This window comes from Spirosoma migulaei (assembly GCF_054776855.1).
The window spans coordinates 451,714-477,798 of record NZ_BAAHBG010000022.1 but is presented as its reverse complement, the minus strand read 5'-3'; the positions used below and the strand labels follow the sequence as shown (position 1 = coordinate 477,798).

The 26,085-nt window shown below is 49.5% G+C and carries 18 protein-coding genes; 14 read left to right on the top strand and 4 right to left on the bottom strand.

What is annotated here, in order from left to right; translation table 11 throughout:
* Window positions 1-66 precede the first annotated feature (66 nt).
* The gene (locus ACYVGO_RS23260; RefSeq protein ID WP_460971316.1) at window positions 67-207 is read left to right on the top strand and encodes a hypothetical protein; all 141 of its coding nucleotides are present in this window, start codon (window positions 67-69) and stop codon (window positions 205-207) included.
* Between the two features lie 233 nt (window positions 208-440).
* The gene (locus tag ACYVGO_RS23255) at window positions 441-2,045 is read left to right on the top strand and encodes a CehA/McbA family metallohydrolase (protein WP_460971315.1); all 1,605 of its coding nucleotides are present in this window, start codon (window positions 441-443) and stop codon (window positions 2,043-2,045) included.
* Window positions 2,046-2,100: 55 nt separating this feature from the next.
* On the opposite strand, the gene ACYVGO_RS23250 is transcribed toward ACYVGO_RS23255, so the two are convergent.
* From ACYVGO_RS23250 to ACYVGO_RS23235, 4 genes are all read right to left on the bottom strand, one after another.
* Complete coding sequence (locus tag ACYVGO_RS23250; RefSeq protein WP_460971314.1) at window positions 2,101-2,676, bottom strand: DedA family protein; 576 nt, start codon at window positions 2,674-2,676, stop codon at window positions 2,101-2,103.
* 220 nt (window positions 2,677-2,896) lie between these two features.
* Window positions 2,897-3,154, bottom strand: a complete 258-nt coding sequence (locus tag ACYVGO_RS23245) for a hypothetical protein (protein WP_460971312.1) — start codon at window positions 3,152-3,154, stop codon at window positions 2,897-2,899.
* Window positions 3,151-3,564: a LytTR family DNA-binding domain-containing protein gene (locus ACYVGO_RS23240; RefSeq protein ID WP_460971310.1), complete on the bottom strand. Its 414-nt coding sequence runs from the start codon at window positions 3,562-3,564 to the stop codon at window positions 3,151-3,153. Before ACYVGO_RS23240 ends, ACYVGO_RS23245 begins: the two co-directional genes overlap by 4 nt.
* Window positions 3,565-3,801: 237 nt before the next feature.
* Window positions 3,802-4,074: a hypothetical protein gene (locus ACYVGO_RS23235; RefSeq protein ID WP_460971309.1), complete on the bottom strand. Its 273-nt coding sequence runs from the start codon at window positions 4,072-4,074 to the stop codon at window positions 3,802-3,804.
* A gap of 904 nt (window positions 4,075-4,978) precedes the next feature.
* Here ACYVGO_RS23235 and ACYVGO_RS23230 point away from each other — a divergent pair.
* The 12 genes from ACYVGO_RS23230 to ACYVGO_RS23175 all read left to right on the top strand — a co-directional run bounded on the left by ACYVGO_RS23230 (window position 4,979) and on the right by ACYVGO_RS23175 (window position 25,987).
* Complete coding sequence (locus ACYVGO_RS23230) at window positions 4,979-5,569, top strand: RNA polymerase sigma factor (protein ID WP_246859475.1); 591 nt, start codon at window positions 4,979-4,981, stop codon at window positions 5,567-5,569.
* A gap of 137 nt (window positions 5,570-5,706) precedes the next feature.
* Window positions 5,707-6,771: a FecR family protein gene (locus tag ACYVGO_RS23225; RefSeq protein WP_460971308.1), complete on the top strand. Its 1,065-nt coding sequence runs from the start codon at window positions 5,707-5,709 to the stop codon at window positions 6,769-6,771.
* Window positions 6,772-6,976: 205 nt separating this feature from the next.
* A complete protein-coding gene (locus tag ACYVGO_RS23220; protein ID WP_460971307.1) occupies window positions 6,977-10,483 on the top strand; it encodes a TonB-dependent receptor in 3,507 nt (1,168 codons plus the stop codon).
* Between the two features lie 13 nt (window positions 10,484-10,496).
* Window positions 10,497-12,311 carry a RagB/SusD family nutrient uptake outer membrane protein gene (locus ACYVGO_RS23215; RefSeq protein ID WP_460971306.1) on the top strand — a complete coding sequence of 605 codons (1,815 nt, stop codon included), beginning with the start codon at window positions 10,497-10,499 and terminating at the stop codon, window positions 12,309-12,311.
* A gap of 112 nt (window positions 12,312-12,423) precedes the next feature.
* Entirely contained in the window at window positions 12,424-14,883 is a 2,460-nt protein-coding gene (locus ACYVGO_RS23210; RefSeq protein ID WP_460971305.1) for a glycoside hydrolase family 95 protein, read from the top strand.
* 63 nt (window positions 14,884-14,946) lie between these two features.
* A complete protein-coding gene (locus ACYVGO_RS23205) occupies window positions 14,947-16,623 on the top strand; it encodes a glycoside hydrolase family 43 protein (RefSeq protein ID WP_460971304.1) in 1,677 nt (558 codons plus the stop codon).
* A gap of 145 nt (window positions 16,624-16,768) precedes the next feature.
* Complete coding sequence (locus ACYVGO_RS23200) at window positions 16,769-19,051, top strand: glycoside hydrolase family 127 protein (RefSeq protein ID WP_460971303.1); 2,283 nt, start codon at window positions 16,769-16,771, stop codon at window positions 19,049-19,051.
* 33 nt (window positions 19,052-19,084) lie between these two features.
* A complete protein-coding gene (locus ACYVGO_RS23195) occupies window positions 19,085-19,603 on the top strand; it encodes a VOC family protein (RefSeq protein ID WP_460971302.1) in 519 nt (172 codons plus the stop codon).
* Window positions 19,604-19,786: 183 nt separating this feature from the next.
* Window positions 19,787-21,358 carry a glycoside hydrolase family 43 protein gene (locus tag ACYVGO_RS23190; protein ID WP_460971301.1) on the top strand — a complete coding sequence of 524 codons (1,572 nt, stop codon included), beginning with the start codon at window positions 19,787-19,789 and terminating at the stop codon, window positions 21,356-21,358.
* 189 nt (window positions 21,359-21,547) lie between these two features.
* Window positions 21,548-22,399, top strand: coding sequence for a sialate O-acetylesterase (locus tag ACYVGO_RS23185; protein ID WP_460971300.1), 852 nt, complete (start codon window positions 21,548-21,550; stop codon window positions 22,397-22,399).
* A gap of 83 nt (window positions 22,400-22,482) precedes the next feature.
* Window positions 22,483-24,570: an alpha-L-fucosidase gene (locus ACYVGO_RS23180; protein WP_460971299.1), complete on the top strand. Its 2,088-nt coding sequence runs from the start codon at window positions 22,483-22,485 to the stop codon at window positions 24,568-24,570.
* Between the two features lie 256 nt (window positions 24,571-24,826).
* Window positions 24,827-25,987: an alpha/beta hydrolase-fold protein gene (locus tag ACYVGO_RS23175; protein ID WP_460971298.1), complete on the top strand. Its 1,161-nt coding sequence runs from the start codon at window positions 24,827-24,829 to the stop codon at window positions 25,985-25,987.
* The last annotated feature ends 98 nt before the right edge of the window (window positions 25,988-26,085 follow it).

Below are 26,085 nucleotides of genomic sequence, written 5' to 3'. Positions count from 1 at the left end.
TTTTAGGCCTGCGGACGAACTCTCTGAAGGTTGAGATCACTGTATTTTCAAGCAATCTGGTATTCGTTGTCTCAACGGCGTGAGACAGTGGATGAGCAGGAATTGGATCACTATCAGGAGTTGACTGTTGAGCTATCGTTCGTCGGTTTGTTTTCATCAGGCAAAGTTGACGGCAATACCTGGCTAGCTGAACTGTATTTTATCTAAAGAGCTAATTCGGTGTTTTAAACTGACGAATTAGCGCTACGAGTTAATTGCCGCTAGTTCACAGCCGTACTTCCTGTACTTGAATTGTAAGGCGCTGTTAGCGAGCAACTGTCATTCGAAATTCACCCTGAATCAGGGTATGAGGACTTTGACGAATTATTCGTTTATTAGGTCCTTAAAACGGTAATAGGCCAATCTGATTCATAGATTCGTAACCCCTAACCAGTTCCCATGTGAATCGATTACTCTATCGCGCAGCCCTACCACTCGTTCTGTTTTTGTTAGCGTCTGGCACTATCGGACATGCACTGCCGATGGGGCGAATGACTATTCGGGTAGTGGATGATAAAACCGGCAAACCAACCCCGGCTCGAATTCGAATTACACAGGCAGGAAAGCCCGTTCCGGCCATGCCAGCCGAGTCGATAGCCGTTTCCTATGGCTTGTGGGATCATGCGGATGGGTACGCGCTTCAGCCAGATAGCTCTTTTTATGTGGCGGGTAGTTTCACCATGACCTTACGGCCTGGCACCTATACGGTAACCATCTCAAAGGGGAATGAGTATCTCCGTCAGGTGCACCCAATACGGCTAACGTCTGGACAGGTGTATCGGCAAACCTACCGGATAAAACGCTGGATCAATCAGGCTGCCCGTGGCTGGTATTCAGCAGACGGACATGTTCACATTCGTCGGTCGCCACGAGACAATGAACCTCTGCTTGATTGGATGCAGGCAGAAGACGTCAACGTCGGTGTCCTGTTGAAAATGGGCGATTTCTGGGAAACCTATTATCCACAATATGCTTTCGGAGAGAAAGGCGTTTATCAGCAGGGGAACTATTTGCTGACCCCAGGTCAGGAAGATCCGCGAACACCTGAACTAGGCCATGCGCTGGGTTTTGGCGCTTCAACGTCCGTTCGCGATGGCCGGAATTATTATTACTACGATCAGGTGTTTGATGAGTTGCACAAACGGGGTGGTCTCACCGGCTATGCTCATCAAGCGGAGTCATTTCATGGGTATCGGGGGCTTACTCTGGATGGGTTGCGGGATAAAGTTGATGTACTGGAAGTTATTCAGTACTGTGTTTCAGCGCAACCGCTGCACACGGAGCATTATTATCGTCTGTTGGATCTGGGATTTCCACTTACGGCCACCGCAGGTTCTGATTTTCCCTGGTGTGGCCATGACCACGATCATGGGCCGCCTGAACGGAATGCCCAAATTGGTAATGCCCGGTTTTATACCTATATCAACGCTCCCTTTACCCAAACGGCCTGGTTGGCAAGTGTTGCAGCGGGGCACACGGTTGCGACGAGTGGCCCGATCCTGGACTTTAGCGTCAATAAAGCGATACCCGGCGACCATCTGGCAATAAAAAAAGGGGATAAGCTCACCATAACCGCTGAGGCTTATGGCCATTTACAGCAGCTTCCTCTTGAGGTTCTGGAGCTGGTTGCACACGGTCGGGTTCTGGGGCGTGTTACTAAACATGATCTGGGGCAGTCTTCCAGCCATCTGGCTATCAAACTGGATGTGAACGATGTGACGCAAGGTATGTGGATTGCCGCCCGGTGTTATGGTGATTCGACGCAGGCTGCTCACACCACGCCTGTTTACGTGACCGTTGATGGGGGAGGCTTCCACAATCCCAAATCGGTTAACACCTATTTATCGCAGTGTGAACACTACCTGCAGGAACTGGAACAAGAATTGGAAACACACCACGATACGCCTGAATTTCGGGCCTGGTATTATAAAAAGGGGCTTAAAACCCGCATTGAGGAGACCCGGCAAGTACTTGCCGGATTAAGGCGTAGGTTGGCTACCCCGTGAACTCTTCTTAGGGAGGCCGCGTCTTTTACCATAAAAAGAGGGTGCCTGGCCAAAATCAATGGGTCAATTCTGTGGACACGGACTTCTTTCGTTTTACATGGCGATAAAATTGATACATACCCCCGCACAGGATCAACCCACCCAAGACCAGAATAAGTACCTGTGGGTGATTCGGTAGCTTTTCGGCCATCTGAACAAGACTACCTCCCGCCAGCCCCACCAGTAGCGCCCAGAGTAAAGCACCCATAGCATTAAGTCCAATAAACACCAGGCGTGAGTAATCCGCTAACCCGATAGCGGCTGGAATAATACCCCGTAAGCCATAGATAACCCGGAAACCGAGTACCAGGCCGACGCCAAAACGGTTCATCAATCGCTGTACCCGGCTAAATCGCAGCTGCCAGGTTGGGCGCTTCACTAAAAACGTCGCCCCATAGCGGTGGCCAATAAAGAAACAAAGCTGAGCGGCCACAAAGGAAGAAAAAGCCGCTACGCCAATAACAGTCGGAAGGGAAAAATACCCTTGCTGGGCCAAATAAACGCCGATCAACAATACGGCTTCGCTTTCAATCAAGACGCCTACAAATAGCATCGGGTAGCCGTAGGTTAGTATCAACTCCTGGAATGACATGACTAAGCTAGTTGGTATAGACTAATAACTGATTGAGATCTCAATAGTTAGTGGATCATCAGCCTTCTTATCTGCCGGTTTTGTACCCGAGTTAATCTCCTTCAATTTGAGCAAAGAGCCTTCGTAGTAGACACGTTGATATACCACCGCTTCATTACCGCTCTCCATTCGATAGGCACACCATCCAACCGATGTTGAAGAAACAAGCTTGTTCAAGCCATCAAGACCTACTGGGCTGCATAGGGTTGATTTTAGGGTCCTGCGAGCGAATACTTCCCGTTACGCGGCTATCAATAAAATGGTAGGCTAAATAGCAGTAGGCCAGAATAACGATAGCCTGGCAAACGGCTTCCAGTGGATCGCTGTCATAGTTGCCTGTTTTCATATCCTGTACCCAATCCAGTAGCAGCCAGCCATAGGCTGCGCAGCCCACAAGGCCAGCCAGAATCAGGCTTAAGTTTAAAAGGGGGTGTTTCATACCAATTCGGGAAAAAGGCCTGAGGTGGGAAAAGCGTAGTTGGGCACTTTAGCCAACCGATTAGAGAACTGGTTGAGTTTAGCTACTACCTGTTCCAAACGCCTGCGAGAAACCTTAGCTTTATACTCATTAACCAAACAAACTGTTGTTTGCAGGGAGTCATCGAGCGCCACGGCCCGAATGAACGCCGGGTTGATTATCTCTGATTTATGAACCCGTACAAAGCCCGGTAGCTGATCCTCAAACCATTTAAGTGTTAGCGCGGCCAGGATAGGCTTAGGTTGCGTACTGAGGTGTACCCAGGTATAATTGCCGTACCCTTGCAGGCGCACAATGGATTTTAGGGCTAGGGGTAGGCTCTGGCCGGGCAGCTTGATTGAGCCAGCCGCCCGATTGACAGGATGCTTCATAAAGTTACTAGTTGCTTGACTAATTAGTTAGGTAGTGTTGATGGAACTGGAAAGCCGCTTGTACAGCCGTGACTAACCTCAAACGATTGACCAGTGCATCGTTTGAGTATAAAAATGACTATAGCCTATCTGTAAGGAAAATCGCCTGACAGAGATTGCCCTAGGCAGGAACCACCAACGCGTCGGTTGACGGATGATTTTTCCTGGTAACAGGTTATAAAAGAAGTGAAGTAATCCCTACGACGAGGTGGGGTGATCGTTCAGGCGTTTAAGCCGAAGGGGAGAATAGAGAGTCAGACTAGTAGAAGCCTGAGAAAACGAGCCGCTATGCGCGTGCTGGGGAGAGGAATGCGCCTGGGCGCGTGGCAGGTTGCCAATTGAGTTTAGTGCGGGGGTAGGCTGTCCGGAGAAAGCCAATGGCTGAGAGCTTTTCTGTCGATCCTGGATCGAGGGAGAGGTCTGTCCCAAAGCCAGGGCGGACCTTCTGAAAGCACCACTAAAACGATTCATTCGAGTTGAGTTTATTAATGATAATTATACCTAGTAGTTGTGTGGAAAGAGGTTAACGTCAGAAAAGGTCAAAATCCTTTTCTGGTTGATAAACTGTTAAACGCAACATTCCCTAAAATGTTTATTATGTACTATGTACAGAAAGAAAATGGCACACCTATACGAAATTTATAGTATCGCTGACAGCTGTTAGTACGCGCTTCAACGTGTTCAGTACTACATGCAATTCGGTCTGTTTCAGGGTATTTATCCTTAATTAGGCTTGGCAGATGGTTGTATCTTTCCCTGCTAAACTCAATCCAACGTTTTTTTGAATTAGTTCTAGTAGGAGCGGACTATCCTTACAACACGATGATCCATAGCGTGATCGAACAAATTCCTGGATTCTCGTTTCTTTAAAAAGTAAAAAGTGTTAAAAAACAGTCAGTATTTGTTAAAAAATATAAATACGCTATAATTATATTGTTGTAGAATTGTATTCTGTTTAAGTGGACTAGCCCGTATTCGCTCTAGCCTAGTTCCTGCTTATAGCAAAGGTTTTGCTACAGCTCTCATTTGTCAGACTCTTATCATTAAACGGCAATTAACAAGTATAGTGGCAGAGCCCTAATAAGACCTTAGTTCACAATCAAAAAAGTGTCTATCGGACACTTTTTGCTAAAATTAAGGTTTAGAGATGAGTACAGAACGGGTTGGGTCGGCGAGACGAGTGAGACGTTGACATGTATAGATTAACGAGTTTTTCAAAGGTCAACCTCCGTAACGTATAAGCTGCTCTAGCTTTTAAAGTTGATTCCGGGAAGTAAGATCTTGTAAACGTGGTCGTGGTCTCATCAATGTAGTGTTAAGCAACGTTTATGAACACTAAATAGAACGGTATAATTTTTCACTAAAATATAGTTAAGTGAACGCCAAGCCCTCACAAATTCCAGACCAAGCGTTGTGGCAATCCTATCGGCAGGGAGATAAACAGGCATTAGGTCAATTGGCCGAACGCTATTATCGCGTGTTGAAGCACTATGGGCTAAAATTTATGATCGATGGGGTAGTCGTTGAGGATTGTATCCAGGAACTGTTTTTACAGCTTTGGCAGAATCGCTTGCAGATTAATGAGACCGACTCAATCAAACACTACCTGTTAAAGGCGTTAAGACATCATATACTACACTATATACGAACACAACAACGAATCACTTTTCAGGAACTAGACTGGGACACCTCAGTAGCTGAGGATATAGATTCAGAAACATTGATGATTCGGCAGGAGTCATTAGCTATCTTAACAACGACAATACAGACCCAATTAGCTGTTTTACCGGCTCGCGAACGGGAAGCATTATACCTGCGCTACTACGAAAACTTGTCTGTACCCGAGATTGCCGAGGTCATGAATGTGAACCGGCAATCGGTTTCCAACTTTTTACAGAAGGCACTGCGAAAGTTGCGTGAACGATGGCTTGTACCGTTGGTTTGGGCAATGTGTATGTGTTTCTAATAGCCATACGCTTCGTTGCCAATAGCTTATCCCCTGATTTTAGGCAATTTGTATTTTTTTTCTAAAAAATTACTCTTTTAGGAGGGTATCTGTAGAGCAATACTTCATACTATCAATAAACTAGTAGAAAAGTACCAATGCGCCTTCCTGAAAATCTTATAACCGTTGAGGATTTTTTAGAAAACGACGCCTTTCGGACCTGGGTCATGGAACGGCGTCCGGAAGATCAGCTATACTGGCAGGAATGGTTGGCTCAGAATCCCCATAAAAGAGATATTTATGAACAGGCGGTCGCTACATTCTTAGTTATCCAGGGAAAAAATGTTGACCTGTCAAACCAGCAGATAGTAAATAAGGCCGAAAAAATAATTGAGACTATTTCGGATACACCACCAGTCATGAAGACGCTATTGTACTGGGGGCGTTGGGTTGCTGCGGCAGCAGTAGTTGGTCTGATTCTTTATTGGCAGTTTGATAAACCCATTGCCAGTCAATTTGCCCTATCCGATAAAAGAACAGAGCAACCAGTAGTGGGTGAAAGCTGGAAACTAGTGAAGAATGTAACGGGGCAACCTGTTGTCGTACTATTGCCAGATAACTCCTCAGTTCTGCTGACAACGGGTAGCCAACTGCGTTTTCGCAAACAGGCAAACCAGCGGGTTCGGGAGGTTTTCCTTCAGGGAGAGGGTTTTTTTGAAGTGACCAAAAATCCGGCGAAACCATTTATCGTCTACACCACCAATCTGACCACTAAAGTACTGGGAACCAGTTTTCAGGTACGTTCTTTTGACAATGAAGCCACTGCCTTTGTTAAAGTAAAGACGGGTAAAGTAACCGTTACGCCCGCTAGCTCTCCCGATAAATCGGTATTACTTACGGTAAACCAGGAGCTTAAGCTAGAGGCTGGTTCTGAACCTATAGTTAAGCATAAAAACTTTTTGCTGGATGGGAATGCATCGGCGATTATCACGGAGTCATTTGCGTTCAACTACACGCCCATTCCTGAAGTACTTGACGAGCTTGCCCAAAGCTACCATATGCCAATTCAATATGACCGGGAATTGCTTGCCAATTGCACGTTTACCGGGCAACTCAATGATCAACCATATCTGGAAAAGATCAGACTAATTTGCCTTACCATTGAGTCTACTTTTGAGGTCATTGATAATCAAATAGTTATTCATAGCCGTGGCTGTAAATAAATGTTCAGTTAACCTTTATCAAACCGAATGCCTATGCCATAAATACGCTCCTGTATTTACAAAAAACAGGCGATAGTGCTACCAACACCACCGCCTGCGAAGTACCCAGCTCATGTGCCTCAACAACACAGTACCCCTTTTAGGAGGGGAGAGGGATTTTTTTGCCATTTCCTTTTACAGGAAGAAAAACAAAACACACAAACATATGCATTACCCTTTACTTAACCGCAATGTGTGGGTCAGGATTATGAAAATTTCAAGCCTGCAAATCTTACTTGCACTTACCCTGGCTAATATAAGCTTAGCCTTCGATGGCAGAGCCCAGGAACTCTTGAATCGACGAGTCAGTATCTCCGCTCAAAATGAGGATGTCGAGGTAACGTTCAAGCGAATTGAAAAACTGGCTAATGTGCAATTCTTATTTAGCCGGGAAGTCATTCAGTCGAAACGGAAAATCAACTACCAGGCTAAAAATGAGGAGCTTTCTCAGGTGTTGAGTCATATTCTGACTCCGCTCAATTTGAGTTATGAAGTAGTTGGTCAGCAAATTATCATAAAAAGAGACCTCGCTCCCTTGGCCTCACCGCAGGACAAAACCTCCGCAGAGATCAAAGTTGACCAGGCGTTGGATAAACAACTAACTGGCCGGGTCACGGCTGAAAACGGCGAGGGGTTACCGGGCGTTAATATTCAGATAAAGGGCACGACGCGTGGTACAACTACGGATGGGAACGGTAATTTTAGGCTGGCCATTCCCGACGAAGCTGGCACCGTACTCGTTTTTTCTTTCATTGGCTATACCACGCAGGAGGTAGCCGTTGGGGCTCGCTCGGTCGTTAATACTACGCTGGTTGCCGATGACAAAACCCTTAGCGAAGTTGTGGTTGTGGGCTATGGTACCCAGCGAAAACGGGATGTTACAGGTTCAGTAGTTTCTGTGAATGAAACAACCTTGAAGGAGGTCCCCGCCCCAAACATCGTTAACCAGTTAAAAGGCCGTGCGGCTGGTGTTTCAATTATCAGTAACGGATCTACACCCGGTTCGCAGGGGCAGATCAGAATCCGGGGAAACAGAACCTTAACCACCAGTTCGAGCGGAAGTGATGGGCTGGATGGTCCGTTAGTGGTTGTCGATGGCATACCATATGGCGGGCTCAATGATATAAACCCGGATGATATCGCTAACCTCGAAATCCTGAAAGATGCCTCCGCTACAGCCATTTACGGGTCGAGAGGCTCAGGGGGCGTTATCCTGATTACTACAAAGCGGGGTAAAATCGGGAAGCCGGTATTCAGCTATGACGGTTATCATGGCGTGACCAACATTATGGGCAAATTCAATGTGATGAATGGCCCGGAATATGCTCAGTTTAAAGACGACGCGACCAAATATAACCGCACCAGTCCTGGCACGACCGCCTATCCGCTTACGCAGAAAGAAAAGGATGCTTTAGCCGCTGGTATTTCAACCGACTGGCAGGATTTACTCTATAAAACCGGCTTCAATACCAACCATCAGTTAAGTATGGTGGGCGGAGTGGAAAATACGCAGTATTCGATGGGCCTGGGGTATTTCAATGAGACCGGTATTATTCCCAGTCAGAAGTTTGAACGCTACACCATCCGGGCCACGATCGACCAACGTATTGGCAAACGGATTAAGGTGGGATTGAACACGCTGAATACCCTTACGTATACCAATACGCCGGGTGGTGGGGGTATTCCGGGCGGTTTGGTGCGTACTACACCCCTGGCAGCGCCGTATAATGCCGACGGTACGGTAAACCTGTTCCCGGCAGAAGGCTCCATTGATGCCGCCGGAGTAAGCCCCTTAACGATCATCACCAAAACCGATTCGTATCTGGGTCGTACCCGTTCATTACGGACATTCAATAGTATATATGCTGAGGTGAATATTTTGCCTGGCCTGCGGTATCGGATGAATGCGGGGCTGAACTATAGCCAGTCGAGCTACAATGGCTATAATGGGCCACTGACCTATTTTAACTCGGCCACAGTTCAGTCGTCTTCCAATGCTGAAATTAGCAATACGGAATACTGGGACATCAACCTCCAGCACCTGTTGTATTATGACAAGACGTTTGGAAAACATAGACTGGGCTTTACCGGGCTGTATGAAATCACGAAAAACCATTCATTGGGTAGCCGATTTACAATAACGGGAGTTCCGGCCGATTACATTAAGACGTCTAATTTCTCCCTGGCTTCCGGGACACCCGTTGCCAATTCGGACTTTGGTAACTCCTTTTCAGAACTCGGTCTGCTTTCCTATATGGGTCGGGTGAATTATAGCTACAATGATCGCTACCTGTTAACCCTGACGTTGCGTCGTGATGGCTCGTCTACCTTATCGCCCGGTAATCAGTACTTTAACTATCCGGCAATAGGCGCTGGCTGGAACATTATCGAGGAAGGCTTTATGAAAGCAGCCCCTGTCGTATCGAACCTGAAACTGCGGGGTAGTTGGGGATTGTCTGGGAATAGAAACGTAGGTGCTTATTCCACACTGGGGGCCTTATCGGCTGGCTATTACAATTTTGGAACGGGTACCGCCGGTCAGCAGCTCGCCTACACGGTTACCAGTCTGCCAGCTACGGGTCTGGGGTGGCAGTCGACCTCCCAGATCGATCTTGGGATTGACTTTGGTTTCCTGAACAACCGAATTACGGGTTCGGTCGATTGGTATCACCAGCAAACCAAAGATATTCTGTTGTCGGTGCCGCTGCCGCCCAGTAATGGAGCTGGTTCGACCCTGAAAAACCTGGGGCGAACGGAAGGCAAAGGGCTGGAGACCGCCCTGACAGTCGATATTTTCAGAAATCCAAAAGGCTTCAACTGGAGCGCCGATCTAACGTATTTCTTTAACCGGGAGAAAATCACCCAGCTCACAACCCCGACTGAACTGTCCAATTTAGGGGCAGGCTGGTTTGTGGGACAACCCCTTTCGGTGATTTTCGACTACAAAAAAATTGGTATCTGGCAAACCTCAGATAAAGAGAACGGGACGTTGGCCAAACAAACCTCACCGGTTCAGTTCCCAGGCCAAATTCGGGTGGAAGACGTGAATGGCGATGGAAAGATTGATCCGTCTGACCGGCAGATTCTGGGCAATTTTCAACCCAACTGGGAGGGAGGCATTACGAACCGGTTCAGCTTCAAAAACTTTGATCTGTCTATCGTAACCTTTGCCCGCATGGGAATGAAAGTAATCGTGCCCTACCTAACCGGTAACTCTACGGGTTCGGGCGGGTTTGCATTCTACAATCAGGGCCGGGTAAACCAGGTCAAAACCGATTACTGGACAGAAACAAACCCGACCAATGCCTTCCCAGCGCCCGATGCCGGTAGTGCTGTCGCCTATTTCGGCTCTACCTTAGGCTATTACGACGGTTCGTTCATTAAAGTTAGAAGTATCAATCTGGGCTACACCTTTTCCAGCGCAGCAATCCGGAAAATCGGGATGAGTTCGGCCCGGATTTACTTCAATGCAACCAATCCGCTAATTCTTTACTCGCCATTGGTTAGCCAGAAACTGGCTGTCGATCCGGAAGGAAACAGCTATGCCAGTGGCCAGTCGACCCTGAACCCGCAGGGTGCCAGCGAGCGCGGTACGCCAGAGCGTCAGATTTCTGTGAACCTGAACAACCCACCCGTACGACAATTCACGCTGGGGGTAAATCTTAAATTTTAATCATTGACAGACAATGAAGACAATAAAAGTTTGGTCCATACTTGGCCTGGTAGCCTTATTCAACCTGGGCTGCGAAAAAATATTACAGGAGAATCCGCAATCCCAAATTGTCCCTTCCTATTTCAATAGTCCGTCTGGCGTTTTAGGTGGTATTGCTGGTGTTTACAACGACATCCGGGGCCAGTGGGGTACGGAAGGATTTACGGTAGAAATGCAGGCTGGCACCGATGAGTTTCTACAGGGGGCCAGTAGTGGAGGAGTTCCACCCTATACTTATAATGGGCTGAACGGGAGTAACTTCGGTTCGGCCTGGGGTGTCGCTTTTCAGGACATCAACACGTTGAACGGCGTACTCAAATATGGCCAAACGATCGATCTGCCGGAGGCTACCCGCAAGCAGTACCTGGCACAGGCTAAGTTTTTACGGGCGTTCTGGTACTTTTATCTGGTGCAGACCTGGGGCGATGTGCCGCTCAGTACGGAATTTATAACCACCCCGTCTCAGGCAGCTTCCCGTCAACCAGTGGCTCAGGTGTATGAGTTAATTATCAAGGACCTGACCGAATCAGCCGCTGATTTACCCAACCAGCCCACAGCCCCATTTTTGGGTAAAGCCGCTACCAAACCCGTAGCGCAACTGCTGCTGGCCAAGGCCTATCTGACCCGTGGATGGCTCAACAATACGGCTGCTGATTTTACGCAGGCGGCTTCGATCTGTGCTGATATTATTGCCAATAAATCAGCGTACGGCCTCGATCTATGGCAGGATTATGGCGATGCGTTTGTGCCCGCTAACGACTATGGGAAAGAGACCATGTTTGTCAGCGATCACATGCTCGACCCGAAATATGGCTATTATAAGGTAGGCGCTGCCGAAGGTGGTGGAGCGGCCAATAATCTCACCCCCTGGTTTACGAACTGGAATTACCCCAACAATAGCGGTATCAATTCCTTCAAAAGTGCTGCGGGAGCCTATGTAAATAGTGGCACCTCGTTAATGATCCGGGATTCGCAGTATGGACGGCCTTATACCCGTATGCGCCCGAATAGCTACAAATGGCCTTCCGGTACTAATACCGGGAAGAATTACTTCCTGGATCAGGCATTTACCAGGCGGGATGTGGATTCGCGATTTATAAATTCATTCTATACGGTTTATATTTCCAATACGTCTGTTACCAATACGCCTACGGCTGCCAATAATAAACGGGGCATCGGTTATACGACTGTGGTAGGGGCGGACACGGCCGTTTGGTTGCCCGACTTTGAAGTAGAAGGCGCGCCACAGTTCATTGGTACAAGACCCTTTAAAGGGCTTGTTGTACCGCCCAGCTTATGGGACAATGGAATTTTTCCGGCTCTGAAGAAATTCATGGACCCCAGCCGGGGTGCCAATTTCAATGACCCATCGACCCGCCCTTGTGTGCTGTACCGTTTTTCGGATGTGTACCTGACAGGGGCCGAAGCCTATCTGAAAGCAGGTGATGCCACAAAAGCAGCTACGCTACTCAATGTGGTTCGCCAACGGTCTGCTTACCGCAAAACGAACACGGCGGCTCAAAATGTAGCGGCTGCAACGGCCATGACGATTACCGCCGACGACGTAACGGTAGACTTCATTCTGGATGAACGAACCCGCGAATTGTTTGGCGAATGGCAACGCTGGCACGATCTGGTTCGTACCCGTTCGCTGGTGCGTCGCGTGAAAGCCTGGAATCCGGAAGCGGCTCCGTATATTCAGGATTTTCATATGCTGAGGCCCATTCCGCAAACGCAGATAGACCGGGTTGTTGATGGACCTAAGTTCCCGCAGAATCCGGGCTATTAAGTACGTAACTGATAATCGAGACCACCGAAACGGTCTCGATTATCAGTTTATAGTAAATAGCATCCGATGCCTTCTTACTATACTGGTTAACGTGAATGATCGACCTTAGTCAATGAGATACCTTCTCTTCTTGTTATTACTAACCCTAACAACGGTTAGCTTTTCACAGAACAAATCTGGTTTGAAGCTTTGGTATTCAACGCCCGCCGGGCAAACCTGGGAAAATGCCTTACCCATTGGCAACGGCAGGTTAGGTGCTATGGTCTATGGAAACGTTGGGAAGGAAACCATCCAGCTTAATGAGCATACCCTTTGGTCTGGGGGGCCGAACCGGAACGATAATCCGGCTGCGCTGGCATCGTTGCCCGAAATCAGGCAGTTGATCTTTGCCAATAAGCAGAAGGAAGCTGAGAATCTGGCCAATAAAACGATCATTACCAAAAAGGCGCACGGACAGATGTTCCAGCCCGTGGGTAGTTTCCACCTGACCTTCGAGGGGCACGAAAACTATACCAAGTATTACCGGGAACTGGACATTGAACGCGCCATTGCCAAAACGACCTACACCGTTGCGGGAGTGACCTACACCCGGGAGATACTGGCCTCTTTCCCGGATCAGGTAATAGTGATGCGATTAACCGCCAGTAAACCAGGCCGCCTTACGTTTTCCGCTTCTTTCTCCACACCACAAATTAAAGCTGAAGTTAAGACCACGTCCGCTAATGACTTGACCATTGCCGGTACCGCTTCTGATCACGAAGGGGTCAAAGGCATGGTTAGGTTCAAAGGCATTACCCGGATCAAAACAGAGGGCGGAAGTCTGTCGTCCACTGACACAACCCTTACCGTAAAAGGAGCGAATGCCGCTACGATCTATATCTCCATTGCCACCAACTTTATCAAGTACAACGACATCAGCGGAGACGAAAATGCACGGGCGACCGCGTATCTGACAAAAGCGTACCCCAAATCATACGCAGTCATTTTAACGCCACACGTTGCGGCTTACCAAAAATACTTCAACCGGGTTAAGCTTGATCTGGGAAGCACAGAAGCCGCGAAACTTCCTACCGACGAGCGACTGAAGAATTTCCGTACAGCCAATGACCCGCAGATGGTCACGTTGTACTATCAATATGGCCGCTATCTGCTGATTTCGTCCTCACAACCGAACGGGCAACCCGCCAACTTACAGGGCATCTGGAACAACAAAATGCGGCCCCCCTGGGACAGTAAGTACACCATTAACATCAACGCCCAGATGAACTACTGGCCCGCCGAAAAAACGAACCTGGCCGAACTCCATGAGCCGTTTCTGCGGATGGTGAAAGAGCTGTCGGAGACCGGGCAGGAAACGGCGCGGGTCATGTATGGCGCACGCGGCTGGATGGCCCACCACAACACCGACATCTGGCGGGCAACCGGCGCTATCGACGGGGCTTTCTGGGGCATGTGGATTGCCGGTGGCGGCTGGACCAGTCAACACCTTTGGGACCATTATCTGTACAGTGGCGACAAGACCTATCTGGCAACCATTTACCCAATCCTGAAAGGGGCCGCTACCTTCTACGTCGATTTTTTAGTGGAGCATCCCACCTATCACTGGCTGGTGGTGAACCCCGGCAGCTCGCCCGAAAATGCACCGAAAGCCCACGGAGGCTCGTCACTGGATGCGGGGACGACCATGGACAATCAGATCGCGTTTGACGTGTTTAGCAGCACAATTCGGGCCGCGCAGATCTTGAAAAAAGATGCTGCCTTTGTGGATACATTGACGCAGATGCGCAGCAAACTCCCCCCCATGCACGTGGGGCAATACGGCCAGTTGCAGGAGTGGCTGGATGATGTCGATGACCCGAATGACCATCACCGGCACGTATCGCATCTGTATGGCTTATTCCCGGCGGTACAGATTTCGCCGTACCGGACTCCCGAATTATTCAATGCCGCCCGAACAACCCTGACCCATCGGGGCGATGTATCGACCGGCTGGAGCATGGGCTGGAAAGTAAACTGGTGGGCGCGATTACAGGATGGCAATCATGCCTACACACTCATCCAAAATCAACTCACTCCGCTGGGGGTTACCAAAGAGGGTGGAGGTACGTACAACAACCTGTTCGATGCCCACCCGCCCTTTCAGATCGACGGCAACTTCGGCTGTACGTCGGGCATTACGGAAATGCTGATGCAAAGTGCCGATGGAGCCGTTCATCTTCTGCCCGCCCTGCCCGACGTCTGGCAAGCTGGTAGCATCAGCGGTTTGCGGGCCATTGGCGGATTTGAGGTAGTGAATATGGAGTGGAAAGGCGGGAAATTGGCCAAACTTGACATTAAGTCGAACCTGGGTGGAAATCTGCGGATACGGACACCCAATGCGCTAACAGCCAGCAAAGGGATAGCCCTGAAACCGGCAGCTGGGCAGAACCCGAATCCGTTTTACGTAACCGAAAATACACTGACGCCGATAATATCCACCAAAGCCAACCTGACGGCATCGGCACTGAAAGAGACGATGCTCTATGATATCGAAACCCAGCCGGGCAAGGTGTATACGCTGGTGGGGCAATAGTTTTTTGTCATCCCGAGGTATGACAAAAAAAACGCTGATGAAAACGTGAAAATATAACTACTAATGAAAAAACAAATTGTCTCTTTTGCTCTGATTCTGTGCTGTTTAGCCTGGAGTTTCACCCTGTTCGCCCAAACCACACTCGTCAACCCCATTCTGACCGGGTTTTACCCCGACCCAAGCATTGTTAAAGTGGGGGCTGATTATTATTCAGTACATTCTACATTTTCCTATTTCCCCGGCTTGCCGATCATGCACAGCCGCGACCTGAAAAACTGGAAGCAAATCGGAAATGTAATCAATCGCCCGTCGCAAATGGAGTTCATGGGCGAGCGGATGACTCGTGGGCTGTTTGCCCCGGCCATCAGTTATTACAAGGGGACGTACTATGTGACTTGCACGGATATTGACCATGATGGAAATTTTGTTGTAACGTCCAAAAATCCTGCAGGCCCTTACAGCAATCCAGTGAAAATTCCGGAGGTAAAAGGCATCGATCCATCCATCTATTTTGATGAAAGTACCGACAAAGCCTACATCATCTACAATAGCGATGCTCCCGACCGTAAGCCGCTTTATTCGGGTCACCGCACCATCAGAATGTATGCGTTTGATTACCGGAATCTAAAGGTAGTGGGTGAAGAAAAACAGCTGGTGAATGGCGGGGTCGATTTGTCTAAAAAACCCGTTTGGATTGAAGGCCCGCATATTTTGAAACATAACGATTGGTACATCCTGTATGCTGCCGAAGGGGGAACGTCCGTGAATCACTCGCAGGTGGCACTGCGCAGCAAAGATATTTGGGGACCTTATGTACCGTTTGAGGGAAATCCAGTGCTTACGCAACGAAACTTGCCCGCCGACAGACCCAACCCGATCACGTCGGCCGGACACGCTCAGTTTATTGAAGGTCCCGATGGCAATTGGTATTCGATTTTCCTGGCAGTGCGACCCTATGAAGGCGATTTTTATAATACAGGCCGTGAAATGTTTATTGCCCCGCTAACCTGGGTAAACGATTGGCCGATGATTGAACACGGCGAACAAGCCATTGAATACAACTACAAAACCAACATCAAAGAAGTAAAACAAAAAGGTGCTTTGCCGCAAAACGGTAACTTTGCGTATACCATGACGTTCGATAAAGGGCTTGATCTGTCGATGCTTTTTTTGAGAACAGTGGATAGCAGTTCGTTTAAAACGTCGAAAGCAACTGGACTGACGCTTACACTCAAACCGGAAACGATTTCAGAAATGGGAAATCCGTCGTTTGTTGGCAAGCGTCAACAACATTTAACCAGCACCGCCGAAACGGAAGTAATTTTTACCCCAAAAGCGGACAATGAAAAAGCAGGTTTGGTGATTTTTCAGGACGAACGCCATTTCTACTTCGTGGCCAAATCAAAAAAAGAAGGGAAAGGGGTTATTCAACTCTTTAAGAGTAAAGACAAGACACTCGAATTGGTTACCGAAGTACCTTTAACGTCGACCGCTGCCAGGGTAAATTTCAAAATACAGTCAGAAGGTGCTTTGTATAGCTTCTACTATTCGACCGATGGAAAAAACTGGAATTTGTTAAAAGACCAGGTGGACGGTAAGTTTCTAAGCACCAAAGTGGCCAATAGCTTCATTGGCTGCGTGTATGGCCTGTATGCCACTTCATCAGGGGAAAAAACCGAGAATTCGGCCTCATTTACCTTCCTGAAATACAAAGGCGACGACTTGATGTATAAGAAGTAAACATCCCGAGGCTTTTGTCATCCAAGTCTCTTGTTTTGTCATCCCGAGGAACGAGGGATCTTCGGATGAGGCTGAAAAACTTCCTGCTACCGAAGATCCCTCGTTCCTCGGGATGACAAAAACTCAATAAAAACAGCGTTACCCTTTGAAAACGACTCTACTCCATATCGCCCTTCTCCTTCTGACCAGCCTTTCCTCACTGGCGCAGATGCAGCCGTTTACGTTGCAGGAGGTAAAGCTGACGGGCGGCCCCTTCAAGAATGCCCAGGATGTTGACCTGAAGTATATTCTGGCCCTGAACCTGGATAAGCTGCTGGCCCCGTACATGATCGATGCTGGACTACCAGTTAAAGCCCCGCGCTATGGCAACTGGGAAAGCTCAGGACTGGACGGGCATATCGGTGGACATTACCTGTCGGCACTGGCCATGATGTATGCCTCGACTGGGGATGCCGAACTGAAAAAACGACTCGACTACATGGTCGACCAATTGGCGCAGTGCCAGGCTAAAAATGGCAATGGGTACGTGGGCGGCATTCCGCAAGGGAAGGTGTTCTGGGAGCGGATTCACAAAGGCGATATCGACGGCAGCAGTTTCGGACTCAACAACACCTGGGTGCCACTGTACAACATTCACAAGCTGTTTGCGGGCCTGCGGGATGCCTATGAATACGCCGGAAACCAACAGGCCAGACAGGTGCTGATTGGCTTGGGCGATTGGTTTGTGGAGTTGATAAACCCCCTGTCCGACGAGCAGATTCAGCAGGTCTTGCGTACCGAACATGGTGGTATCAACGAAACCTTTGCCGATCTGTACATCCTCACGAAAGACAACAAATACCTCGAAACGGCGCAACGGATTTCGCACTGGGCCATTCTGGAACCGCTGCTGGCGAAACAGGACAAACTGACGGGATTGCACGCCAACACGCAGATTCCGAAGGTAATTGGGTTCGAGAAAATCGCCACGCTCACGGGTAAGGCCGACTGGTCGGAAGCGGCCCGGTATTTCTGGCAGAACGTGTCGCAGACGCGCAGTGTGGCGTTTGGTGGCAACAGCGTGCGGGAGCATTTCAACCCAACAACCGATTTCAGTCAGGTACTCCGCTCGAATCAGGGGCCGGAGACCTGCAACTCGTTCAATATGCTGCGTCTGAGCAAAGCCCTGTTTCTGGATAAAAACGACGTGAGCTACCTGGATTTCTACGAACGGACGCTCTATAACCATATCCTGTCGAGTCAGCATCCCGAAAAAGGCGGATTTGTGTATTTCACGCCCATTCGGCCTAACCACTACCGGGTGTATTCGCAGCCCGAAACCAGCATGTGGTGCTGCGTGGGGTCGGGGATCGAAAACCATACCAAATACGGCGAATTGATCTTTAGCCACTCGGCCAACGATCTGTTCGTCAACCTGTTCATTCCATCGACGGTGAACTGGACGGACAAAAGTGTAAAACTCACCCAGCGCACGGAATTTCCGTACCAAAACCAGTCTGAACTGGTCATAGAGACAACAAAACCACAGGAATTTTCTGTACAGATCCGTTATCCGAAATGGGCCGAAAACTTCACCGTTCTGGTGAATGGCAAGGTTCAATCGGTCGACGGAAAACCGGCGAGCTACGTGGCCGTTCGCCGGAAATGGAAGTCGGGCGATAAAGTGACGGTACGCTTCAACACCTCGACGCGGCTGGAGTATTTGCCAGACGGCTCGAACTGGGCGGCCTTTGTCAATGGGCCCATTGTGCTGGCCGCCAAAACGTCGACAAACGACCTGACCGGGCTCTTTGCCGACGATAGCCGGATGGGGCACGAAACAAAAGGCAAACTGTACCCACTCACCAACGCTTATGCGCTCGTAGGCAACCCTGCCACGTACCTGACACAGCTCAAGCCCGCAAACAGGCTCCGCTTCAAGCTGGACTCGCTGACACTACAGCCGTTTTACGAGGTACACGATGCACGGTACCAGATGTATTTTCCAATGTTCACCCAAGCGGCCTTCGACGAGCAGAAAGCCCGCTTGAAGCAGCAGGAAGCCGAGTCCCTTGCCCTTGACGCCAGCACGGTTGATAAGGTAAATTGTGGCGAACAGCAACCCGAAGTTGACCACCAGTACAAAGGTGAAAAGAGCGATTCAGGCTACGACGACGAGCAGTTCTGGCGACGTACCCGGTCCTATATCACGTACCAGCTACAGAACAAAAACCAGACGGGTAAGTACGTTGACATCCGTGCTTTAGATACTATCAAGCTGGACAATTTGAACTTCCTAATCAATGACAAACCAGCCGATATTCTTTCGTCAGAGGGGAAAACGATCCGGCTCAAAGCTGATAGTCAGGATGTGATTTCACTGAAAATCACGGCTATAAATGGAACGACTACTCCTCGCTTTAATCAAATTAGACTTATAACGCAGTAACGTATGATTCACTTTAGCCGGAACAGAAGAACAATGATTACCCATAAATGTGTCACAACAACACTATTGGTGTTTTGCTGTGTATTGAGCGCTCTGGCACAGTCTAATTTTACCAGTAAAACCATTGGCGTGGGGGTGGTAGTCGCCGACATCGAACGCTCGCTTGACTTTTACGTAAATGGCATCGGCATGGTCAAAACTGGCAGCTTTACCATCAACGAAGAGTTCGGAAAACGCTCTGGCCTGACCAATGGTGTAGCCACGAACGTAACCATCCTGAAACTCGAAAACAGCCCCGAAGCCACCGACTGGAAACTGATGAGCTTCGGCAAGAAGGCATCACACCCGAAGCCAACCTACATTCAGGATGATACGGGCATGCAGTACATCACCATTCAGGTGAAAGCGCTACAACCCATCATTGACCGGCTGACGCAGATGAAGGTGAAGTTTTTGGGTAGTACGCCCACACCCCTGAACGACAAGGCGCAGTTCGTTTTTGTGCAGGATCCTGATGGAAATTTTATTGAACTGATTGGTCCGCTGGAATAAACCGTTTTGTCTTGTCATCGGGTGTTTTTGTCATCCCGCTTTTGTCATCCCGACGAAGGAGGGATCTTCGGGAATAGCAATACATTCTAGCACCCGAAGATCCCTCCTTCGTCGGGATGACAAAAAAAGGTCACGATAATGCCTTCGTAGAATAGCGTAAAACTTTTATAATAAGGTGATTACATGAAAAACATGCTTTCCCGATATGGTTTGCTTGTGCTTCTGCTGATTCAATTCTCAGCGATAGCACAAACCGCCCATAACCCCATTCTTTTTGCCGACGTACCCGACATGGCCATGATCCGCGTAGGCAATACCTACTATATGAGCAGCACGACCATGCACCTGAGTCCGGGCCTGCCGATCATGAAATCGAACGACCTGGTGAACTGGCAGATGGTCGGCTACGCCTACGATACGCTGGCGAGTGTAGATGCGCTGAACCTGACCAATGGCAAAAGCACCTACGGTCGTGGGTCATGGGCCAGCAGTCTGCGCTACCACAATGGCACTTATTATGTGACCACCTTCGCCCAGACAACGGGGAAAACGTATATCTACACGACGAAGAATATTGAAAAAGGCCCCTGGAAAGCCACTTCGTTTTCGCCGTCGTACCACGACCATAGTCTGTTTTTTGATGACGACGGGCGGGTTTACCTCATTTATGGAGCGGGGAAGCTCAAACTGGTTGAGCTTGCAGCCGATGCGTCGGGCGTAAAACCCGGCACCACCGAGCAGGTTATTATTGAAAACGCCAGCACGCCATCGGGAACGGGCGGTGGCCTGCCTGCTGAGGGATCACAACTGTTCAAGGTGAACGGTAAGTATTATCTCTTCAATATCACCTGGCCCAAAGGCGGTATGCGGACGGTGGTCATTCACCGTGCCGACAAAATCACCGGCCCCTGGGAAGGCAAAATAGGGCTCCAGGATTTAGGGGTCGCACAGGGCGGGCTGATCGATACGCCCGATGGAAAATGGTATTCGTACCTGTTCCGCGACTTCGGCGGGGTGGGCCGGATTCCGTATCTGGTGCCGGTACGCTGGGAGGATGGCTGGCCTGTGCTGGGCGACAACGGCAAAGTGCCCCAAACGCTCAACCTGCCCGCCAGCAAAGGACTGATTCCCGGCATTGTAAACGCCGATGAGTTTGCCCGTAAAAAAGGTGAGCCCGCTCTACCACTCGTATGGCAGTGGAACCACAACCCCGACAACAGCCTCTGGTCGGTGACGGAACGGAAAGGTTACCTGCGCCTGAAAACGGGCCGCACGGACACCTCATTCGTGATGGCCCACAACACCCTTACCCAGCGCACCATCGGTCCCGAATGTTCGGGGTCGACCATGCTTGATGTCTCGAATCTGAAAGACGGTGACTTTGCCGGGCTGAGCCTCCTTCAGAAGAATTATGGGCTGGTGGGCGTGAAGGTCGATAACGGAACGAAATCGATTGTCATGGTGAGTGCCAGTTCGGGGAAACCAGTTGAGATACAGCGCGTTCCGCTGAACCAGAAAACGGTCTACCTGAAAGCGGAATGCGATTTCCGCGACCGCAAAGACACAGCCCATTTCTTCTACAGCCTCGACGGTACAGCCTGGACACCAATTGGTGAACCGCTAAAGATGCCGTACACTATCCCGCATTTTATGGGCTATCGCTTTGGGTTGTTTACCTACGCCACCAAGCAAACGGGCGGTTTCGCCGACTTCGATTACTTCCGAATCATAAATACAATCGTAGCTAAACAATGAAGGCAGTGAATAGGATAGAGAGTTGTCTTTCAGTATAAAATTTTGATTAGTAGTGGATTATTGAAGATGCGCCGTTTTTGTCATGCTGACGAAGGAAGCATCTTCGGTAATTTAAAAAGAGTCTCATCCGAAGATGCTTCCTTCGTCAGCATGACAAAAACGGCGCTTGAATGTATTATACGTTACCAAATGACTATGAATCGAATCTGTTTACTACTACTTTTTGTCTGTATCGGCTTTAGCGGATACGCTCAGGACAAAAACTTCTACATTTTCCTCTGTTTCGGGCAATCCAACATGGAGGGGAACGCCAAAATTGAACCGCAGGACACCGTCAATGTGAACCCTCGGTTTCAGGTTATGGAAGCGGTTGACTGCCCAGCTATCAACCGAACAAAAGGGAATTGGTACACCGCTGTGCCGCCTTTGTGCCGCTGCAAAACCGGGCTTACCCCCGCTGATTATTTTGGCCGGGAACTGGTTGCCAATCTTCCCGATAAAGTCCGGGTAGGCGTCATCAACGTGGCCGTAGGTGGCTGCAAAATCGAGCTGTTCGATAAAGATCAGTACGAAGCATACGTCACGACGGTGCCGGGCTGGATGAAAAACTTTATCAAGGAATACGACGGAAATCCATACGCCCGACTGGTCGAGATGGCGAAGCTGGCGCAGAAAGACGGCGTCATAAAAGGCATTTTGCTTCATCAGGGCGAGTCGAATACGAATGACACACTCTGGACGAAAAAGGTGAAGGTGGTGTACGATAACCTGATGAACGACCTGGACCTGAAACCCAGAAAAGTGCCGTTGCTGGCGGGCGAAACGGTCAACGCGGATCAGGGTGGCATTTGTGCGAGTATGAATAAGATCATTGCCACGTTGCCGCAAACAATCAAAAATGCCCACGTAATTTCATCGGCGGGCTGTACCGATTCGGCCGATAACCTGCACTTTAATGCCGCCGGTTATCGGGAGTTAGGCAAACGATACGCCACGCAAATGCTGTCGTTGCTGGGCTATAAACCAACCGCAACTAATTGATGAAGAACCCTCTGGTGAAAGTTGTCGCCACCGGTAAAACCACGCTAACTTTTTGACCTGGTAATTCTTACGTATTACTACCTATGCTTAAATCTTTTTTCATTCCACTAGCACTTTGTTTGCTAACAGGTCTTGCCGGATTTACCCAGCCAACATCTCCTCAACCCGTTGGACCGCTGCCCAGCGAAAACCAGTTGCGTTGGCAGAAAATGGAATATTATGCCTTCATCCATTTTTCGATCAACACCTATACCGATATGGCCTGGGGCCTGGGTAACGAAGACCCGAAGCTGTTTAACCCCACTAAACTGGATTGCCGGCAATGGGCGCGGATCTGTAAAGAGGCTGGTATGAAAGGCATCATTTTTACAGCCAAGCACCACAGTGGATTCTGCCTCTGGCCGTCGAAATACACCGACTACTCCGTGAAAAATATTCCTTGGCGCAATGGAAAAGCCGATATTGTGCGGGAGCTGGCCGATGCCTGCAAAGAATATGGGTTGAAGTTCGGTGTGTATCTCTCGCCCTGGGATCGGAACCATGCCGACTACGGAAAACCCGAATACATTACCTATTTCCGCAATCAGTTGACAGAACTGCTGACCAACTACGGCGACATTTTTGAAGTCTGGTTCGATGGTGCCAACGGCGGGTCAGGTTATTATGGCGGGGCTAACGAAACCCGTAAAATTGATTCGAAAACGTATTACGACTGGCCGAACACGTACAAACTCGTGCGGAAGCTCCAGCCCAAGATCGTCATCTGGAACGACGGTGGGGATCGGGCTGACCTGCGCTGGGTGGGTACCGAAGCCGGGTATGTGGGCGAAACCAACTGGAGTCTGTTGAATGCGACCGGCGATGTGCCCGAAGAACAATTGCGCCACGGCGTAGAAAACGGCAATGCCTGGGTACCAGGCGAAGTAAACACCTCCATTCGACCTGAGTGGTTTTACCACGAGCGCGAAGATAGAAAGGTAAAGACGTTGACACAACTAATGGATACGTACTACAATTCCATCGGTCGAAACGCGACGCTACTGCTCAATTTTCCGATCATGCCCAACGGCCTGATTCATGAAAAAGACGAAAAAGCCGTGCAGGCATTTGCCAAAGCGACCAAAGAAGCGTTCGCCTTGAATCTGGCTAAGAATGCTAGTGTTACGGCCTCGCAGACAAGGGGGAAAAGCTCGGCCTACGACGCCAGCAAAGCCATTGATGCCGACAAAGAAAGCTATTGGGCTACAGATGATAACGTTCGTAATGCATCGTTGACGCTGAAATTTGCCAAACCCACCGCTTTTAATCGATTTCTGGTGCAGGAGCCCATCCGCCTGGGGCAACGGGTCAAATCGTTTACTGTAGAAGCTTTGGTCGATGGTAGCTGGAAAGAAATTGCCAAAGAAACGACCATCGGCTATAAACGCATTCTTCGATTTCCGACCGTTGACGCCACGCAACTGCGCCTGACGATTCTGGACGCCAAAGGCTGCCCCTTAATTTCAAACCTCGAAGTTTATAAAGCCCCACTGATTCTAACACCCCCCGTCATCACCCGCGACCAGGCCGGGGCTATTCACCTCAAACCCGGTGATACCGAATCGGAATTGTATTATACCCTCGACGGAAGCTCGCCCACCGCAACCGCTACCAAATACACGGCTCCCGTAAAAACCGGCAACGGCAAAGTTGACCTAAAGGCGATTGCCTATAATCCGTTCACGAAACAAAGCAGCATCGTCAGCGAAGAAAAGTTTGACATAGCCCGCACGAACTGGAAAATCTTAAGTACAGACGCCAAATCGGCGTACCAGATTTTAGATGGAAATCCGGCGACCTCATGGCACCAAAGCAAGGGCCAACCGATGCCTGCCGACTTACTCATTGATCTGGGTAAAGAAGAAAATCTGACGGGTTTCCGGTATTTGCCTGCTCAAAACTGGTGGGAAGAGGCCAGCATCATCACCCACTACCAATTTGAGGTATCCGCCGATAACACCAACTGGAAACGGGTCAGTGAAGGTGAGTTTTCGAACATCAAGAACAGCCCAGTTTGGCAAATCAAAACCTTTGAACCCACCAAAGCCCGATACATCAAATTACGTGCGTTGAAAAACACGCAGGAAGGGTCTGGATCGGGCTATGCCGAAATTGATGTCATTACCCAGTGAGTATGTTTTACCCCCAACCCCCTAAAGGGGGCTTAAGTTGAGAATAGTCAAGTAAAGCCCCCTTTAGGCCAGGGCTGTTAAGTTCTGAATTTTCTTTACTTAACCAGCCTCTTTTGTTGGCTTATTTATACCCCCCAACCCCCTGAAGGGGGAGAAAATCCACTTCGGAGTACTCCCCCTTCAGGGGGTTGGGGGTAATATCCAAAATACAGAAAAACCTGCTTTACGTAGAATTTACCCTAAACCTTGATAAACGATGAACCAACAACAAATCCGTCGATTTTGGCTTATCTGGGCCATAATCTGCCTGTACAACATGGCGCTGGCCCAGCCGCCCCGTGGCCCACTGGTGGTGTCGCCCCAGGTGAACGCCGACAAAACCGTTACATTCCGCTATCAGGCTCCGCAGGCCAAATCGGTAGAACTAAGTGCGCAGTTTGAGAAAGGCCCCGTGCCCATGACCAAAGATGCGCAGGGCATCTGGAGCGTGACGGTTGGCCCCGTCAAGCCCGACATTTACCCCTACAACTTTCGGGTGGATGGCATATCGGTGATGGACCCTGCCAACGTAGCGTTCTTCCCCAACGAGCGGTTCAAGGCCAGCCTCGTCGACGTGCCCGCCGATCAGCCCCTGATCCATGCCATGCGCGATGTGCCCCACGGTTCGATCAACTACGAATATTACCCGTCGATGGAAGGGACAACGGGCTCGCTGGTCGTGTATACGCCACCGGGTTATGACCAGAAGTCAAAACAGAAATACCCGGTCTACTACCTCATCAGTGGTACCACCGATACCGAAGAAACGTTCTTCAAAGTCGGCAAAACCAACCTGATCCTGGATAATCTGCTGGCCGAAGGCAAAGTGAAACCCATGATCATTGTGATGCCCTATGGCAACATTGCCGCCCGGGTGGCCGAGCAAAAAGGCGGCTCAAAACCCGCCGACCCAACCGTTCGCGACGGAGCCGATGCGGTGAAACGCGCCAACGATTTCGCGACGGATCTGGTGAGCAACATCATTCCGTACGTCGAGGCAACCTACCGGGTGATTCCCAACCGCGAGAATCGGGCCATTGGTGGATTTTCGCGTGGGGGTGGGCAAACGCTACGGACAGCCTTTAGCAATATGGACAAGTTTGCCTGGGTGTGTGCCTACAGTTCGTACTTATCGCCCCAGGAAATGGATGGTAACTTCAGCCAGATCGTGGCCAAACCCGACCAGACCAATAAGCAACTCAAACTGCTATGGGTGAGCGTCGGTAGCGACGACTTTCTGTACAAAGGCACCGTGGAGTTTATGGACTACCTGAAGGCGAAAAAGGTAAACTACAAAAGCCTGATCACCGACGGCGGCCATACCTGGATGAATGTGAAAACGTACGTTGCTGCCACCACGCCACTACTCTTCCGCTAAACCTCCACCGACCATGAAGACCTTAAAACCGACCGGGGCTGATTCCACGCTTTGCCGAGCGCGGCCCGACCAAACGTGGCCCGCACTCTTTCACTCTT

What these genes read in the sequence shown, in the direction of transcription:
- ACYVGO_RS23195 (WP_460971302.1), top strand. Translation starts at nt 19,085, where the DNA reads ATGATTACCCATAAATGTGTCACAACAACACTATTGGTGTTTTGCTGT.
- ACYVGO_RS23250 (WP_460971314.1), bottom strand. Translation starts at nt 2,676, where the DNA reads ATGTCATTCCAGGAGTTGATACTAACCTACGGCTACCCGATGCTATTT.
- ACYVGO_RS23210 (WP_460971305.1), top strand. Translation starts at nt 12,424, where the DNA reads ATGAGATACCTTCTCTTCTTGTTATTACTAACCCTAACAACGGTTAGC.
- ACYVGO_RS23185 (WP_460971300.1), top strand. Translation starts at nt 21,548, where the DNA reads ATGACTATGAATCGAATCTGTTTACTACTACTTTTTGTCTGTATCGGC.
- ACYVGO_RS23180 (WP_460971299.1), top strand. Translation starts at nt 22,483, where the DNA reads ATGCTTAAATCTTTTTTCATTCCACTAGCACTTTGTTTGCTAACAGGT.
- ACYVGO_RS23245 (WP_460971312.1), bottom strand. Translation starts at nt 3,154, where the DNA reads ATGAAACACCCCCTTTTAAACTTAAGCCTGATTCTGGCTGGCCTTGTG.
- ACYVGO_RS23225 (WP_460971308.1), top strand. Translation starts at nt 5,707, where the DNA reads ATGCGCCTTCCTGAAAATCTTATAACCGTTGAGGATTTTTTAGAAAAC.
- ACYVGO_RS23235 (WP_460971309.1), bottom strand. Translation starts at nt 4,074, where the DNA reads ATGAATCGTTTTAGTGGTGCTTTCAGAAGGTCCGCCCTGGCTTTGGGA.
- ACYVGO_RS23240 (WP_460971310.1), bottom strand. Translation starts at nt 3,564, where the DNA reads ATGAAGCATCCTGTCAATCGGGCGGCTGGCTCAATCAAGCTGCCCGGC.
- ACYVGO_RS23215 (WP_460971306.1), top strand. Translation starts at nt 10,497, where the DNA reads ATGAAGACAATAAAAGTTTGGTCCATACTTGGCCTGGTAGCCTTATTC.
- ACYVGO_RS23205 (WP_460971304.1), top strand. Translation starts at nt 14,947, where the DNA reads ATGAAAAAACAAATTGTCTCTTTTGCTCTGATTCTGTGCTGTTTAGCC.
- ACYVGO_RS23190 (WP_460971301.1), top strand. Translation starts at nt 19,787, where the DNA reads ATGAAAAACATGCTTTCCCGATATGGTTTGCTTGTGCTTCTGCTGATT.
- ACYVGO_RS23175 (WP_460971298.1), top strand. Translation starts at nt 24,827, where the DNA reads ATGAACCAACAACAAATCCGTCGATTTTGGCTTATCTGGGCCATAATC.
- ACYVGO_RS23220 (WP_460971307.1), top strand. Translation starts at nt 6,977, where the DNA reads ATGCATTACCCTTTACTTAACCGCAATGTGTGGGTCAGGATTATGAAA.